Source organism: Synechococcus sp. BMK-MC-1, from assembly GCF_014279955.1.
Lineage (GTDB): Bacteria > Cyanobacteriota > Cyanobacteriia > PCC-6307 > Cyanobiaceae > Synechococcus_C.
Map to the genome: position 1 here is coordinate 2,528,714 of NZ_CP047939.1, position 16,035 is coordinate 2,544,748.

Annotated in this window: 17 protein-coding genes; 6 read left to right on the top strand and 11 right to left on the bottom strand. The window is 59.5% G+C overall.

Translation table 11 applies throughout. From position 1 onward, the window contains the following. The first annotated feature begins 8 nt into the window (after positions 1–8). Genes SynBMKMC1_RS14135 through ureC form a run of 3 tightly spaced genes read left to right on the top strand, consistent with a single transcriptional unit; the run spans position 9 to position 2,367 of the window. Positions 9–311, top strand: a complete 303-nt coding sequence (locus SynBMKMC1_RS14135) for an urease subunit gamma (RefSeq protein ID WP_186472200.1) — start codon at positions 9–11, stop codon at positions 309–311. Positions 312–333: 22 nt separating this feature from the next. Then, complete coding sequence (locus SynBMKMC1_RS14140; RefSeq protein ID WP_186472201.1) at positions 334–654, top strand: urease subunit beta; 321 nt, start codon at positions 334–336, stop codon at positions 652–654. A gap of 3 nt (positions 655–657) precedes the next feature. Then, positions 658–2,367, top strand: a complete 1,710-nt coding sequence (gene ureC / locus SynBMKMC1_RS14145; protein ID WP_186472202.1) for an urease subunit alpha — start codon at positions 658–660, stop codon at positions 2,365–2,367. Positions 2,368–2,821: 454 nt separating this feature from the next. Here ureC and SynBMKMC1_RS14770 read toward each other — a convergent pair whose 3' ends face one another. The 8 genes from SynBMKMC1_RS14770 to SynBMKMC1_RS14775 form a co-directional block, all read right to left on the bottom strand. Further along, positions 2,822–2,947, bottom strand: coding sequence for a hypothetical protein (locus tag SynBMKMC1_RS14770; RefSeq protein WP_255486224.1), 126 nt, complete (start codon positions 2,945–2,947; stop codon positions 2,822–2,824). A gap of 77 nt (positions 2,948–3,024) precedes the next feature. Continuing rightward, the gene (locus SynBMKMC1_RS14150; RefSeq protein WP_186472203.1) at positions 3,025–3,699 is read right to left on the bottom strand and encodes a DUF1028 domain-containing protein; all 675 of its coding nucleotides are present in this window, start codon (positions 3,697–3,699) and stop codon (positions 3,025–3,027) included. Then, positions 3,696–4,898 (bottom strand): Zn-dependent hydrolase, encoded by a 1,203-nt coding sequence (locus tag SynBMKMC1_RS14155; RefSeq protein WP_255486225.1) that lies wholly within the window; start codon positions 4,896–4,898, stop codon positions 3,696–3,698. Before SynBMKMC1_RS14155 ends, SynBMKMC1_RS14150 begins: the two co-directional genes overlap by 4 nt. 182 nt (positions 4,899–5,080) lie before the next feature. Next, entirely contained in the window at positions 5,081–7,105 is a 2,025-nt protein-coding gene (gene asnB / locus SynBMKMC1_RS14160; protein ID WP_186472204.1) for an asparagine synthase (glutamine-hydrolyzing), read from the bottom strand. A 9-nt stretch (positions 7,106–7,114) separates the two neighbouring features. After that, the gene (locus tag SynBMKMC1_RS14165) at positions 7,115–8,230 is read right to left on the bottom strand and encodes an aspartate carbamoyltransferase (protein WP_186472205.1); all 1,116 of its coding nucleotides are present in this window, start codon (positions 8,228–8,230) and stop codon (positions 7,115–7,117) included. A 175-nt stretch (positions 8,231–8,405) separates the two neighbouring features. Beyond that, the gene (locus SynBMKMC1_RS14170) at positions 8,406–8,552 is read right to left on the bottom strand and encodes a hypothetical protein (RefSeq protein ID WP_186472206.1); all 147 of its coding nucleotides are present in this window, start codon (positions 8,550–8,552) and stop codon (positions 8,406–8,408) included. A gap of 5 nt (positions 8,553–8,557) precedes the next feature. After that, positions 8,558–9,988 carry a sodium:solute symporter family protein gene (locus SynBMKMC1_RS14175; RefSeq protein ID WP_186472207.1) on the bottom strand — a complete coding sequence of 477 codons (1,431 nt, stop codon included), beginning with the start codon at positions 9,986–9,988 and terminating at the stop codon, positions 8,558–8,560. Then, a complete protein-coding gene (locus SynBMKMC1_RS14775; protein ID WP_255486226.1) occupies positions 9,978–10,103 on the bottom strand; it encodes a hypothetical protein in 126 nt (41 codons plus the stop codon). Before SynBMKMC1_RS14775 ends, SynBMKMC1_RS14175 begins: the two co-directional genes overlap by 11 nt. A 199-nt stretch (positions 10,104–10,302) precedes the next feature. On the opposite strand from SynBMKMC1_RS14775, the gene SynBMKMC1_RS14180 reads away from it, so the two are divergent. From SynBMKMC1_RS14180 to SynBMKMC1_RS14190, 3 genes are read left to right on the top strand one after another with little or no spacing between them, the layout of a single operon-like run. Then, on the top strand, positions 10,303–11,775 hold the full coding sequence (locus SynBMKMC1_RS14180; protein ID WP_186472208.1) for a circularly permuted type 2 ATP-grasp protein: 1,473 nt from the start codon (positions 10,303–10,305) through the stop codon (positions 11,773–11,775). Beyond that, entirely contained in the window at positions 11,769–12,752 is a 984-nt protein-coding gene (locus tag SynBMKMC1_RS14185; RefSeq protein ID WP_186472209.1) for an alpha-E domain-containing protein, read from the top strand. Before SynBMKMC1_RS14180 ends, SynBMKMC1_RS14185 begins: the two co-directional genes overlap by 7 nt. Then, positions 12,737–13,636 (top strand): transglutaminase family protein, encoded by a 900-nt coding sequence (locus SynBMKMC1_RS14190; RefSeq protein WP_186472210.1) that lies wholly within the window; start codon positions 12,737–12,739, stop codon positions 13,634–13,636. Before SynBMKMC1_RS14185 ends, SynBMKMC1_RS14190 begins: the two co-directional genes overlap by 16 nt. Here the strand turns inward: SynBMKMC1_RS14190 and SynBMKMC1_RS14195 are convergent. The 3 genes from SynBMKMC1_RS14195 to SynBMKMC1_RS14205 form a co-directional block, all read right to left on the bottom strand. Further along, entirely contained in the window at positions 13,624–14,115 is a 492-nt protein-coding gene (locus SynBMKMC1_RS14195; RefSeq protein ID WP_186472211.1) for a redox protein, read from the bottom strand. The two genes, SynBMKMC1_RS14190 and SynBMKMC1_RS14195, sit on opposite strands and share 13 nt — an antisense overlap. Positions 14,116–14,198: 83 nt before the next feature. Further along, positions 14,199–15,242, bottom strand: coding sequence for a GTP 3',8-cyclase MoaA (locus SynBMKMC1_RS14200; RefSeq protein ID WP_186472212.1), 1,044 nt, complete (start codon positions 15,240–15,242; stop codon positions 14,199–14,201). Then, the gene (locus SynBMKMC1_RS14205) at positions 15,239–15,823 is read right to left on the bottom strand and encodes a molybdenum cofactor guanylyltransferase (protein WP_186472213.1); all 585 of its coding nucleotides are present in this window, start codon (positions 15,821–15,823) and stop codon (positions 15,239–15,241) included. The genes SynBMKMC1_RS14200 and SynBMKMC1_RS14205 overlap by 4 nt, the downstream gene beginning before the upstream one ends. Positions 15,824–16,035 lie beyond the last annotated feature (212 nt).

The window sequence follows — 16,035 nt, forward strand, 5'->3', positions numbered from 1 at the left end:
GCCAGTCCATGCATCTCAGTCCCCAGGAAAAAGACAAGCTCCTGATTGTTACCGCGGCATTACTGGCCGAACGGCGACTCAAGCGTGGCCTCAGGCTCAACCACCCCGAAGCGGTGGCTTGGCTGAGCTTCCTTGTGCTGGAGGGTGCCCGCGACGGAAAGAACGTTGCAGAGCTGATGCAGGAGGGCACGACCTGGCTGAGCCGCGAGCAAGTCATGGACGGCATTCCCGAACTGGTTCACGAGGTGCAGATCGAAGCGGTGTTTCCCGATGGCACCAAGCTCGTGACCCTGCACGACCCAATTCGCTGACCCACCACCCTGCATCCTTGCCATGGCCCCGCTGATTCCCGGTGAACTGTTGCCCGAACCCGGCGACATCGAACTTAACGCTGGCCGCCCCGTCACCACGGTGAGCGTCTCCAATAGCGGCGACCGCCCCGTGCAAGTGGGGTCCCACTTCCACTTTGCAGAAGCCAACGCTGCCCTGCGGTTCGACCGCACCGGCGCGCGCGGTCAGCGGCTCGATATCCCCGCCGGCACCGCCATCCGCTTCGAACCGGGTGACAGCCGCGACGTGAACCTGATTCCCTTCGCCGGCAATCGTCGGGTGATCGGTTTCAACGGCCAGATCAACGGACCCCTCGACGCCTGACCCATGCCCTACCGCATCTCCCGCCAGGCCTACGCCGAGACCTACGGACCCACCACCGGCGACCGGGTTCGCCTGGCCGACACCGAGCTGATCCTCGAAGTCGAAAAGGACTACACCGTCTACGGCGATGAGGTGAAGTTCGGCGGCGGCAAGGTGATCCGCGATGGCATGGGCCAGTCCCAGACCCCTCGAGCCGAGGGCGCCGTCGACACGGTGATCACCAATGCCCTGATCCTCGACTGGTGGGGCATCGTCAAAGCCGATGTGGGCCTGAAAGACGGCCGGATCGTGGGCATCGGCAAAGCCGGCAACCCCGACACCCAGGAAGGGGTGACGATCGTGGTGGGTCCAGGCACCGAAGCCATCGCCGGGGAAGGTCACATCCTCACGGCCGGTGGCATCGACACCCACATCCACTTCATCTGCCCCCAGCAGATCGAAACGGCCCTGGCCAGTGGCGTCACCACCCTGATGGGAGGCGGCACCGGACCAGCCACCGGCACCAACGCCACCACCTGCACCCCCGGCGCCTTCCACATCGGTCGGATGCTCCAGGCCGCTGAAGGCCTGCCGGTGAATCTGGGCTTCTTTGGCAAGGGCAATGCCAGCACCCCGGAAGCCCTGGAAGAACAGGTGCGCGCAGGAGCCTGCGGCCTAAAGCTGCATGAAGACTGGGGCACCACGCCGGCCACGATCGATGCCTGCCTGTCGGTGGCTGACCGCATGGATGTGCAGGTGTGCATCCACACCGACACCCTCAACGAAGCCGGCTTCGTGGAAGACACGATCGCCGCCATCAAGGGACGCACCATCCACACCTTCCACACCGAAGGTGCCGGTGGGGGTCACGCCCCGGACATCATCAAGATCTGCGGCGAAGCCAACGTGCTGCCGAGCAGCACCAACCCCACCCGGCCATACACCCGCAACACGCTCGAGGAACACCTCGACATGCTGATGGTGTGCCACCACCTGGATCCCAAAATCCCGGAAGACGTGGCCTTCGCCGAATCACGGATCCGACGCGAAACGATCGCCGCCGAAGACATCCTGCACGACCTGGGCGCCTTCTCGATCATCGCCAGCGACTCCCAGGCCATGGGCCGCGTGGGCGAGGTGATCACCCGCACCTTTCAGACCGCCCACAAAATGAAGGTGCAACGCGGTGCATTGCCGGAAGACTCCGCTCGCAACGACAACCATCGCCTCAAGCGCTACATCGCCAAGGTGACGATCAACCCGGCGTTGGCCCACGGCATCAGCACGGAGGTGGGCTCGATCGAAACCGGCAAGCTCGCCGATCTCGTGCTGTGGAAGCCAGGCTTCTTCGGCATTCGCCCGGAACTGGTGGTGAAGAGCGGTTCGATCGTCTGGGCCCAGATGGGCGACGCCAACGCCTCAATTCCCACCCCCGGCCCCGTCCACGGCCGGCCAATGTTCGGAGCGTTCGGTAAGGCCCTGGCCCCCAGCTGCCTCACCTTTGTAAGCGAAGCAGCCATGGACGCCGACATCCAGAGCCAACTGGGGCTAGAGCGGACCTGCATGGCGGTGAAGGACACCCGCAGCGTGGGCAAAAGCGCCCTCAAGCTGAATGCAGCGCTGCCCAAGGTGAGCGTGGACCCGCAGACCTATGAGGTGTTCGCCGACGGTGAACTGCTCACCTGCGAACCCGCCGAGGTGCTGCCCCTCGCCCAGCGTTACCTGCTGCTTTGAGCTCCACCCTGCTGGTCATCCAGCACGTTGACCACGAAGGGCCTGAAATGGCCAACACTTCTTTCACATCGCCCGGCAACTGTCAACAACGGTCGCTGAAACTCATTCCAATTGAAAAGGAACCATCAACAACTGAAGCTATGAATTTGCATCAATACAAATGGCCGGGAACAAAGGCTTAGGCGCAAACACATCTTGCAATTTTAGCCATAAGCGTCCCTTTCTCTTCATGCGAGGCGCAGTACAAGCCAGACCATGGGACGTTGAACTAAGTTTGCTTCGGATAACAATTATGATCACGAAAATACAGTTCATCTTACTGATTGCAAGATTGACCTCACCCGCTAAGTGATTTGCAACTCGGTAACAAATAAAACAACTTGGCGATTAAATCTAGGGCGTAATGGAAAGATGTTGCACACACAACATGGATCTAATCGCACAAACACTGGAGTCAAACTTCGTTCAACTCCAGCCTGCCAGCATCCATGGCGTTTTCTGGCTTCAGTGCCATTTCCCAAAAAAAGAGTGGGACATCTTGATTGCTGGCCAAGCTGCCTTCGCAACCGAATGCATGCATCAGCTTGCACACGATGCGAGAGTTGCTGGAGTCACTCTGGAATGGACCACATCCATTCATTCACGCTGAGTGCCTGATTAAGCAACCAGACGATTTAGTTGCGGCAAATCGGCAAACGAATCCCGCCATTGCTGGGCCCAGAGTTCCTGGCTCCGCTCATACACATTCATCAGTTCGATAACTGCTGAATCACGAAAATCAACCCTTAGATCCAACAGTGGGAATGCTGCTTCTCCACTGATTTGCAGTGCTGCTGAAGTCGAAAATGGGGAGCGGCCGTCCCCTCCAGCAGCTTCACCTGCCATCAGGGCCGCCATCAGGCGGCGGCCCAGCTTCCAACATGGATCGCTCGCCAGAAAAGCCTGTTCCATGGCAATGAGAACCGCCTCACCCACGAGATAGTTGCCAGCCACGGAGAGGTTCATTTGGTGGCGATGACCTGCCCAAGGTTCACAGCTGACCCCTGTCCAGCAAGCGGTACGACCTTGCGCATCGATCAGATGGAACTGGCGGCGTACGCGGAGTGGGTCTTCAGCGAGCAGGCTGGCCAGCACCACATCCGCGTCAGCACTCTGTTCGAGCCGTTCCAGGCCGCAGATCCCTAGATAGGGATTGGTGTGGGCTTGTGTCGCAACAGCACCAACACCAGAGCGGATATGGGGAACCGTGGAGCCCACTGCGAGATGACAGGTGGCAACGGCAACACCGAAACGACCATTGCTGGGATCACGGGCAACGATCGAGAACGTCATGAGAGCACACGATCCAATCGTTCAAGGGTGTGCAAAAGAAGAGCGGTTCCTGCAAGACACTGTCTATCGCTTGTGAATTCAGCTGCTGAATGGCTCAAACCTTCGCGGCTGGGCACAAAGATCATTCCCATGGGCCAACGCCGCCCGATCTCTTGGGCGTCATGGCTGGCACGACTCGGCAAACGACTCATGCTCAACCCCAAATCTTCAGCCACCGATTCAATCGTGGCCATCACCAGCGCGTCAGCGGGAGTGGGCGCCACCTGAAACTGTGGCTCCAACCGGATTGCACAACCGGTTTGCAAGCCAATGGATTCCAGCTCACCCTGCAAGCAGGACACCAATTGCTCCAGAACAGCGGGATCCAAATCACGAATATCCACCGTCATCGACACGGAGCCTGGAACAACGTTGGCGGCATTGGGCCAAACCTCCAGACGCCCCACCGTTGCCACCGGATCACCGGGGTGACACCGCGCCATCTCTTCCACCGCCAGCACAATCCGGGAGGCAGCGGCGAGAGCATCGTGACGGAGCTCCATCGGCGTTGTACCGGCATGGTTGGCCTGACCCTTCACATGAATGCTGAAACGTCTCTGTCCGACGATGCCCTCAACAATGCCAATGGCATCGCACCGCTGCTCGAGCACAGCACCTTGCTCAACATGCAGTTCAAGAAAAGCTGCAACAGCTGAATCAGATCGCGCCGCTGAAGGCAGGGATGGCCAGTGACCACCGATTCGCTCCAGGTTGATGTCAATCGGATCCCCATTGCTGGTGGCGTAAGCCGATGGGTCCATCGATGCCGTGCCAGCCATGCCCTTACAGCCGACCATCGTTGACTCTTCATCAGCGAAAGCCACAACCTCGAGGGGGTGTCGTAGACGCTGCCCCGCATCGCTCAGGGCACGAACGCATTCCAGGCCCGCCAAGACGCCAAGGACACCATCAAAACGACCACCTGTTGGGACGGTATCCAAGTGCGACCCCGTCATCAGCACCGGCAACGCAGGGTCTTTCCCCTCGAGCCGGCCAATCAAATTGCCAGCGGCATCCACACGCAGCTGCATGCCGGCTTCTTGCATCCAGCACGCGAGCTGGTCCCGGCCTTGAACGTCGGCAGCACTAAAGCCGCGGCGGCAAACACTTCCATCGGCTTGGAGGCCAATGGCCGCCATGGTCTCGAGCGAATCGATCAATCTGTCGCGCCGAGGCTGAACATCTAACCGCTCCGGATCGGCTCCAGGAGGAGCGATTTGTGAGCGATGGATCAACAACTCGGGCAAGGATCGTGACCTTCAGTTCAAACCAATGTCCACTTTCGCTTTGGAACCCAATTGAGCTTGTCGTCAATGCGACGTTTTAACCCTCACCAAAGAATTCAAACGGGCATCAACACCCGCCAACCAAGGAGCTCAGCCTGCTCGCGAGCCTGAGCTGGCACATCGGCCGCCACAAACATCCGATGCAGCATCTGAACACCCAAGAGGTGGTTGATCACAGCGTCCATCTGAACCCTCTCGGCGTCGGTGGTGGCGGGGTCGTCGTGGCGCGCAAACAAGGCACGTACCCCCTCTTTGCTCAACAACCCAGCCGCATCAATCGCTTTATCACTCAGGTAGTCATCGGCCAATTGCTTCATCTGCGCCCACTTCTCAGGCTCGGTGTGGGCCGGGGGCGCCATGAAGGCAAATTTCTCACGCTTGTAGAGCACCTCCGGCAGCAAGCCAGCCATCGCCTCCCGAAGCACGTATTTCTCGGTTTTGCCCTTGATCCGCAGCTCCGGAGGAACCTGCACCGCTGCGGCCGCGAGGTGGTGATCAAGGAAAGCCGGCCGAGCCTCCATGGAATTGGCCATGTCGACGCGATCACCTCCCCAGGTGAGGATCTGGCCTTCCAACATTGTTTTGATCCAGACGTACTGAGCTTTGTCGAGGGCATGGCGGCCCTCGAGTTGCTGGGGATTCAACTGCTCAGCAATAGCCTTACCCGGCGAATACTCCGCTAACGCCTGACGGTGCTCGTCAGCCAGCAGATCCGGGACCAGCGGCGCGCAGGCCAGCCAGGGCTGAAGGCAGCTGGGGGTGAAGCCCACCACGGCATCAAGGTCGGGATCATCCACCTGATCAGCCGCCAGCATTGCTCCCTGCACCAGAGAATTGTTGGCCTGAAGCAGTGATTCCCAATCCTGGCGATCGCTCTGCGGCAGGTCCTCCAAACCATGGAGGAACATGTCGCGCCGGAACGCGGGATAGCCACCGAACAGCTCGTCTGACCCTTCCCCGGTCATCACGACCTTGTAATCAACGTTGTTGACATGGCGACTCATTAAATATTTGGCCACAGCCAAGGTGTTGTAGATCGTGCGTTCGGTGTGCCAGAGCGTTTGTTCCATGTGGCCGTACAACTCACGACCCGACAGACGCATCACGTCCTGCTCGGCACCGGTGGCCTCTGCCATCTCGGCAGCAATGGGTGTTTCGTCGTAGCGCGCATCATCGAATCCGATCGTGAAGGCCTTGACGGGACCCTGACTCACCGCCGACGCCAGGCCGAGGATCGAACAACTGTCAATGCCGCCGGAGAGATAACAACCAACCGGCACATCCGCCACCATCCGCATCTCCACGGCTTCCAACAGAGCAGCCCGCACATTGGCGATGTGATCAGCCTCGGTAAGGGTGCTGTCCCGCTGATCCAAACGGGGAAAATCGACATCCCAATAGGTTGACTCCGACATTTCCAGCCGGTCACCCCTGCGCTGCACCTTCAGCACATGCCCGGGCTGAACCTGGTGCACCCCGGCAAAGGCGGTCGTTCCCGGGACCATGGTCTGCATCAATTGATGAAAGAGACCCTCCGAGGTGAAGCGTCGCTCCACGGCCGGGTGAGCAAACAGCACCTTCAACTCGGAGCCGAACACCAATCCCTCCGGCGTCATCGTCCAGTACTGGGGCTTGATGCCGAAGCGATCCCTCACGAGATAAAGACAGTCATCCACCGCATCAAACAAAGCGAAGGCGAATTCCCCCCTCAGCAAGGGCAACGTGGACTCGAGACCTTGGCGTTGATAGAGACGCAGCAGGATCTCAGAATCACTCTTGGTGCAGAAACGCACCCCCTGTGCCGTGAGGTCAGCCCGAATGCGCTGAAAGTCGTAGAACTCACCGTTGTGCGCCATCAGCACCTGACGGTCGTCGCTGAGGAACGGCTGCCTTGCCCGCGATTCGTTCAGATCAATGATCGACAACCGGGCATGGCAGAAGCCGACCCCGGCAGCGTCGATGCATTCCACACCGAAACCATCCGGTCCGCGATGGGACTGAATGGCCGCCATGTTGACCAACAACTGACGATCCAATGTCTGACGACGGTCCGCCAGAAATACACCTCCGATTCCGCACATCAGTTCGCCTCAGATCACATCCATCACCCGCTCGGCACGGTTCACCATGCAGGTGAGCAATGCCATGCGCAGAAACACCGCCCCACGCGCCTGGCTGAAATACCAGTTGTGCGGCGTGTCATCCAAACAGGTGCTCAACTCGGGACCCCGGGCCAGAGGGTGCAGGACGATCGCCTCAGGCTTGAACGGCAGATCCCGGGTGAGACAAAATCCACCACCATGCACCTCATAGCTGTCGCCAACCCAGGCGATCGCGTTGATATAAACAACGTCCAGCTCGGGAATCTCAGCCGCCAGATCTGAACTGCAGCGGATGGTCACACCGCTCGCTTCCAGCTCTTCCAGTTGACCCGGATCAAACAGGGGCGATTCTGACTCAACCCCGGCCGCATGAATCACCACCACCTCCTCAAGGATCTGGGGAAATTTGCTGAGGATCCGCAGCAATGAACGCACAGTGCGCATCCGTGACGGCAAACCGATCACCCCGATGCGGATCCGATCCTCGGGCGACACCTCTGATAAAGCCAGGCTGGGACGCCACTTGAAAATCGTGTAGAGATCCGCCATCGCCTGCGTCGGATGCTCATCAATGCCATTGCCGGCATTGATGATCGGAATCCGGAGAGTCGCAGTCATGGCATAAACAGCATCCGGATTGCTGTCGCGCAGCACCACACAGTCGCCGTAGTTGTTGAACATGTGCGCCACATCCTCCAGCGACTCCCCCTTGGCGATTCCGGTGGTGCTGCGGTCGGTGATGTTGATCGAATCACCGCCAAGGCGATGCCAGGCGCTATCGAAAGAAAGGCGTGTGCGCGTGCTGGGCTCGTAGAACGCGTTGATCAGGATCTTGCCGGTGAGCGGCGTGTTGTGACGGCAGTAACGGTCAGGGTTGCTCTCAAATTTCGCGGCCAATCGAAACAGCTGAAGCAGAGTTTCGGGTCGGAAGGCCTGCATCGACACAACATGCTGGTCGATCAGATCCAACAAGGGCTCGCCATCTTCAGCGATGGCAGCCAGAAGCTCCTGAGGCTGGTCATGACCGAACACATCGGGACCCATCGGCCGAAAGCGGAGAGGCGCCGATACCTCCTCAATCACTGCTGTGCCGGGATCTGCCATAAGCAAGTGCATCAACACCCGACGAGAAAATCGCGTGCTTGTGCTGTGAATCACATCTTCTCTCGATAACAAGAGTTGAGTGCGGACGTCTAGCTCGAAAGACGTTCTTTAGAAAAAGGGTTAAAAAATAGTTCGCATTAATACAAAACACCTCAAATATGTTCGAAACGAACACTTACCAGACACGTCCGCCTCTCCACTCAATCAACCAAATCAATAACAGCGCGAGCACAGAACAGACGAGCGCCACCTGACTTCCCACCAGGACCAGAGAGAACCAGTGTTGGTCCACCAGAACCGTGATCAGCAACGCGTTGGCCATGGCGTTCACCCCTCCTCTTGCAAACGTTTGAAATCAAACTGTTCTGGCTGCCAGCGACTGCCCACTGCCATCACGACGGCCGAAACGGCTGCGGAGAACACCGCCGCGCAATAGGGAGCAATCAGAACGTAGGCCGTCAGACCCACAGCAGTGCCGGCAAGCATGGCGACAATCGCAGCCCAACGATTGGCGGAGGACCAATAGAGACCGCAAGCCACAGGCCAGACCGTGGAAGCCACCAACGCACCGGTGAAGAACAACACCGTCGCCAGCGAGTCCAGCCGCGGCCAAGACAGGGCCAAGGTGACCACAGCCAGGCCAACCACCATCTGCCGTGCCGCCTGCTTGAGCAGAGCATCGCTCGCCTGGGGACGCAGCAGACGGAAATAAACGTCTTCAGCCAGCAGATCCGCGGTGGAGGCCAACAGGGAGTCCAAGGTGGACGTCAGTGAGGCAAAGACCACCACAAACACCAGTGCAGCCCCACCCGCGCCGAGCAGATCCGCTGCCATCACCGGGAACACCATGTTCACCTGCTCTAGCGGCAGCTCGCGCGCCAACGCCACCAAACCGATCGATCCCGTCACCAGCGGGACACTCATCCAGGCCAATCCCCCCAAAACAAAAGAGGTCATCACCACACTGCGCCGGCTGGCGAACACGCGTGACCACCAAATGTTGTTGTGAAAGACCTCACCCATCGAGAACAGGGCTGAATTCCAGGCGATCAACAGACCGGCGGGGAGTAAGAGATCAAGACGGTCGGGATGCTCAGCGATTAAGAGGGCATGCACCTCCGGCATCGGGAACTGACGAAACGCCAGCACCGCCACCACCGCCAGCAGCACCATGATCAGGAGCGATTGGATGAAATCGGTTCCAATCACCGCCCGCATGCCGCCGAACAGCGTGTAAACCGTTGCGACACCGATCACCACCACCATGCCCACGTGATAATCAAAACCGGAGAGCGCCTGAAGCAACAGGCCGGCCCCCATGGCCTGGGTCATCAGAAAACCCAGCGTGTAAATGGCGGTGATCACCATGAACACCCACCAGGCCAAACGTCCGTATCGCAGCCGAATGAAATCACCACTGGTGCGGCCATTCGGCATCAGCTGCTTGATGCGTGAAGCCAGCGGCGCGAACAGGATCAACCCCAGACCGGCCAGGGCATAACTGAACATGCCCCAAAGACCGGTTCTGTAGCCGAATTCCGGGGCCAACAGTGTGGTGTTGCCCGTCACCCAAGACGCCATCAAGGTGGCTGTGCTCAAGGCCAACCCGATGTTGCGGCCCGCCAGCATGTAGTCGTCGGCATCTCCTTTCCCGCGGCGGCCCCAGGCGATCCCTAGCGCAATCCACAACACGGAGAACAGCACCACAAGCGCCCATGCAATCCCTGGTGCAAGAAAAGGGGCAGCGTCAGCGGACATCCGACGCTCCCCGACCACGCCAGTGCAGATGGCCCTGAATGATCATCGCCACCGTGGCCAGGGTTACCGCAGCACCAAGGGCAAAGATCAGTCCAGCCCAGAGATTGTCATCCAAAGCGAATGTCCTCTTCAGCAGATCTAAGACAAGCAAATCGCGGTGTTCGCATGCTTTCACCGACTGAGAACAAAGTGGCAAGGGCTACCTGAATCACAGGCCGCCAGTGGCTTGATGCCTCCAATCTCGAAATGTGTAGCAATCACAACCCGCAGGGGCCTTCTCGAGTTTTTGGATGCTTTTGGTCATGATTCAGGCGATGTTCACCGAGTACCGACCAACCCAGGGGTACGACGAATATTTCTGCCGTAAACAGTACGCTCCCCGTGCTGATCTAGAGCCACTGCTGTCCTCCCTCGGCGCCATGGGGTTAGCGGAACTGAATCGCAGTCATGCATCAGCGAGCAACCTGTTGCGACGCCTTGGAGCCACCTTCCGACTCAACGGATCAGGGCTTCATGGCGGAGAACGCATCCTTCCCTTTGATCCACTACCAAGACTCATTCACCGTCAGGAATGGTCCGTTCTGGAGCGCGGATTGGTGCAACGCCTGGAGGCCATTGATCAGTTTCTGGCGGACGTTTATGGACCCCAACGGATCCTCAATGATGGTGTGATTCCCCGCGAGGACGTGGAGAGCTCCCAGGGCTGGCGGCCCCAGATGCAGGACATCGCCGTGCCGCTTAACCGCTGGTGCCACATCTCCGGCCTGGATCTGATCCGCGATGGCGACGGCACCTGGAGAGTCTTGGAGGACAACCTGCGCTGCCCCTCCGGTGTGGCCTATTTCCTTGAGAACCGCCGGGTGATGAAGCGCTTGTTCCCGAGCCTGTTTGCGGGCCGGACAGTGCAGCCGATCGACGATTACCCCTCCCATCTTTTGCGCACGCTGCAGGATCTAGCTCCTTGGAGTGATGCTCCACGAGTAGTGCTGCTGACCCCCGGCGTGTTCAACAGCGCCTATTTCGAGCACAGCTATCTGGCCCAGCAAATGGGCATTGCCCTGGTGGAAGGCCGCGATCTGATCTGTGAGGACGGACGCGTCTGGATGCGCAGCACTGCCGGCAGGGAACCTGTGGATGTGATCTACCGACGCATCGATGACGATTTCCTCGATCCGAACGTCTTCCGGCGTGATTCGATGCTCGGTGTCCCCGGCCTCATCGATGCCATGCGCTCCGGTCGGGTGGCCATCGCCAACGCCCCTGGGAGCGGTGTCGCCGACGACAAGCTGATCTATGCCTACGTGCCGGCCATGATCCGTTACTACCTCAACGAAGAACCGATCATCGACAACGTCCCCACCTATCTCTGCTCAAGGGACGACGACCTCCGTTTTGTGCTCGAGCATCTCAACGAACTGGTGGTGAAGTCTGTTGCCGAAGCAGGCGGCTATGGAATGTTGATCGGGCCCCACGCCAGCTCTGAGGAGATTGAGAGCTTCGCGGCGAAGATCAAAGCTCACCCGCGCAATTTCATCGCCCAGCCCACGCTGCAGTTATCCACAGTTCCATCCCTCAGCGAAGGGGAGCTGTACCCCTGCCATGTGGATCTGCGCCCCTACGTGCTCCGGGGTAAAAGCGACTGGGTCAGCCCCGGCGGCTTGACTCGTGTAGCCCTGAAACGCGGTTCCTTGGTGGTCAACTCCTCCCAGGGGGGCGGCTGCAAGGACACCTGGGTGGTCAGCGACAACACAGTCACCGCCGAATGTCCGGAGCCGGTGCCGTGCTGAGCCGTGTGGCCGATTCGCTGTACTGGATCAACCGGTATATCGAGCGGGCCGAAAACATCTCCCGATTTCTGGAAGTGAGCGAAGCCATGGCTCTGGACTGCCCCCCGGGCAGCGCTGAGCCTTGGCTTCCCCTCGTGGATGCCAATGGAGACCGCCAACGCTTCGACGAAACCTATCCACTGGGAAGTCCAAACGATGTTGTTGGCTTTCTGCTGCTGGACCGCGACAACCCCAACAGCATCGTGAGCTGCATCGCCAAGGCCCGTGAAAACGCTCGCCAAATCCGCGATGTAATCACCACAGAAATGTGGGAGCAGCTCAATGACCTCTATTGGAATGTTCAAGACGGTGAAGCGCTCTGGCAGGAACCGGATCAGGAGCAGCTACGCAGCATTCGTCGCGGTTGCCAGCTCTTCTATGGCATCACGGACGTGACCCTCAGCCGTGATCAAGCCTGGCTGTTTAGCCAGCTGGGGCGGCTGATCGAACGGGCGGACAAAACCTCCCGCATTCTCGATGTGAAGTACTTCCTGCTGTTGCCAACGCCAACGGAGGTGGGCGGGGTTCTCGATGAACTGCAGTGGATCTCACTGCTGCGCACAGCTGGGGCTTATCAGATGTACAGACAGAGCGTTCAGCAGGCGATCACACCCGCATCGGTGGCACGATTCTTGCTGCTGGATCCAATTTTTCCCCGCTCGGTCCGCTTCTGTCTGCAGGAGATCAACACCACACTGGAGCGCATCCGGCCAGGTCCCCATGCAGGCCCCCCGGATGATCTTGAGTGCCTACGCGGCCAGTTGTTGGCTCAGTGGAGCTATACCCGCATCGATGCAGTGATTGACCGGGGACTGCATGAGGCCGTGGATCAACTTCAGAGCGACCTCAACAAGCTGCATGAACTCATCCACCGTCGCTACTTCACGACCACCGACTTCGGCTCCATCCCCACAGACCCGTCATGCGCGCTGAGCTGATCCACCGTCTCAACTATCAATACGAGGCTCCGGTTCAACTGGGGGAACACCGCCTCTGTCTGCGGCCCAGGGCCCAGGGCCATCAACGACTGATTCAGCATTCCCTGCAGATCTCACCGGTTCCTGTTCACAGCCATGAGCTGTTGGCAGCCAGTGGTGATGCAATCGAGCGTGTGCGCTTCCAAGGGGCGACCGCTTCACTTCAGATCGAAGCCAGGAGCCTGGTGGAAACCCGGCAAGCCACTCCCCTGCTCGATTGCTTCAACGGCCTTGAGCCTCCGCTTCCCTATCCCAGAGGCCAGTTGAACCACGACCTGTTGGGTGCCCTGGAAGGTTGGCTACCCAACGGACAGCATGATCCTTCTGCGGTGGAACTGGCTCAGGACGCCTTGATGGGAGGCAACCAACAGGCACTGCCCTTTCTTCAGCAACTGATGGAGATGATTCAGGACCGGGTGAAGTACACCCAACGGCATGTGGGCCCGGCCTGGCCGGCGGGCCGCACCCTGCGCGAGCGGGTTGGGTCCTGCCGCGATCTGGCGATGTTGATGATGGAGTGCTGCCGCAGTGTTGGCCTTCCAGCTCGGTTTGTCAGCGGTTACCACCTGGCCGAGCCTGCCCCTGAGCGGTACGACCTGCACGCCTGGACCGAGATCTATCTGCCCGGTGCCGGCTGGCGTGGATTCGATCCCAGCGCTGGTGGAGAAATCAACTCCCGCTACATCGTGCTGGCGAGTTCATCGAAGCCCGATCTCACCGCAGCCGTTCAGGGCACATTCCATGGCCCGATGGCCACCGCAAGCGAACTCAGTTGGACCATCGAAGCCGTTGTGGAGTCCGAGTCGTTGTCGGCACCCATCACACCCCTGATTCAGGCTGCCTGAACCAGGGGTTCCACCCCGTGAAAACGTGGCGGTGGAGCCTGGATCGACGTGACAGCCATCAGAGCTGGAATGCGTGCACTGTTGTACACGCGGAACTCCTGAAGCAACGACACCCCTTTCTCCCGAACCGCTTGGTTGAGGACCACGGACCCATCAGGGTCCGACACCGAACGATGGAAGGTACCGGGCGGAATGCGCAGGATGTCGCCGCCGCTCTGCAGACGCACGATGTGAAACGGCTTCGTCCAAGCCAGATTCACCAGATAAAAAGTGCGGCCACCACTGGCCGCTAAAAGATTGTCTTCCTGATGAGGATGCAAATAGAACTGCCAGGCACCGCTGTCTGGATCATCGGGCGGACTGATCGCAGGCCCGCTGTGAATCACCAGATCACGGGCATTGGACGTTTCCACCGTCACGTCAAAGAAACGCACCGCTGGTGTGTCGCGGAAGCGCTCATAGGACAGCAATTCAAACATCCTCGATGCGTGCGTTGACGGCAAACAACTACGACTGTGTTGTACTGGCCTCCGCCAAGGAAAACGGTGGCATCGGCGACGCTTCAGCCACCCAAATAGGCCATCTCCGCATGAGGGGCCGAAGCGGTGAACCCCTGACGCTCCTCGCTGTAGCGATCACGGCGTCGACGCCAGAGCCCGCGCAAAACAGCCTCCAAGGTCTTCTCGTTATGAAGGAAGGGACGAAGATCCGTGCCCTCAGAGGCAAACAGGCAGGTGAAGGCCTGACCATCGGCAGTGACACGCAGACGATTGCAATCCCCGCAGAAGGGCTCCGTGATCGAAGCAATCGTCCCGATCAACCCACGTCCATCCTCATAGCTCCAGCGGCGAGATGTTGCCCCCGATTCCCGCGGCAATGGCCGCAACGGCCAGCGCGCGTCGATGCGCTGGACCATCTCCGCCGCTGAGATCACCTGATCCGGCGCCCAGCCATTGCGATTCCCCACATCCATATATTCGATCAAACGCAGCTCCACACCTCGTTCGCGCGCCAACGTCGCCAGTGGCAGCAATTGAGAGTCATTCAGTCCTCGTCGCATCACGGCATTGAGCTTGAGCCCTCCGCTTGCAGGCTCGAAGCCAGCGCGGCGCGCGGCGCTGAGGCCTCCAAGAACCTGCTCAACCAAGCGCTCGCCGACGCGTTGGCCTCCACGCAGGCCCGCCATCGTGGCCACAACGCCCCCTTCCAAAGCATCCAGGCTCACGGTGATGCGATCCAAACCGGCGGCCCGCAAGGCCAGGGCCTTCTCCGGCGTCAGCAGCACCCCATTGGTCGTCAACGCCACCTCCTTCAACCGAGCGAGGGGATCGGCAGCATTCGAACGGCCAGCCGCCAACGCTTCAAGCAGCGGCAACAGGCGATCACTGAGAAGCGGTTCACCTCCAGTCAGCCTCAGGGTATGGACCCCTAAACCGCAGGCAACCCTGACCAAGCGAACCTGCTGATCCAGACGCATCAGTCCTGGCAGCTCCTCCGAATCCGGGCAGCAATAAGGGCAGGCCAGATTGCAGCGGGCCGTCAGCGACAACCGCAGAACCCCGAAGGGGCGGAACCATTGATCAACTGGAGGTGGCGCAGGGCTCATCGCATCAACGCTGCCAGATCGTCTGGCCTGTTCACATTGATCAGATCCCGTTCAGGGCAGAGAAACGTGCTGTACGGAATCCGCTCCAACCAACCGAACCATCGGCCACGTCCCTGTGCCAGCTCCTGGTCGAGCGCACATCTGTTGTGCGCTCCACAGGGATACACGCCAAACAACGGCTGCAAGCGATCGTCACCCTCTGCGACCAGGGCCTGACTTTCGGCCTGGCGCCAATGGCGCAGAAGCGACTGCAGCGTGCTGCGGCGTAAACCAGGCATGTCCACCGGAAGCGTGAGCCAGGCTTCATCCTCCCGTTCAGACAACACACAACTGAACGCCTGCAAAGGTCCTGCCGGTGCCCAAGGCTCTGCCTGAACGGTCACACCAGATTGGCCGGCAAGACAGTCTCGATGGCTGGCATGGCCACTGAGCACCCACACCTCAAGGCCCACGGAACGCAGAAGCTTGACTGATGCGACCAACCAGGGATCGCCATTGGAGTGGCGAAGCAGGGCTTTATCGGATCCCATTCTCTGACTGGCACCTCCTGCGAAGAGCACAGCGCGAAGTGAACGAGACATCGACAAATCGTTGATTGATTACCTATCACCTCTCTGCGCAAGCACTTCTGTAACAACGACTACTCCTGGGCCAATTGGACCCGCCTGTGATACTGGCGAGCGACTGCGAGACCCTGGATTTGGTAACGAATGCGACCCGAAACCGGCTTAGCAAATGGTGCAATACACCAGTGGTCTGCATGAGCGCCGCTTTTTAAATCCTGAGCGCATTC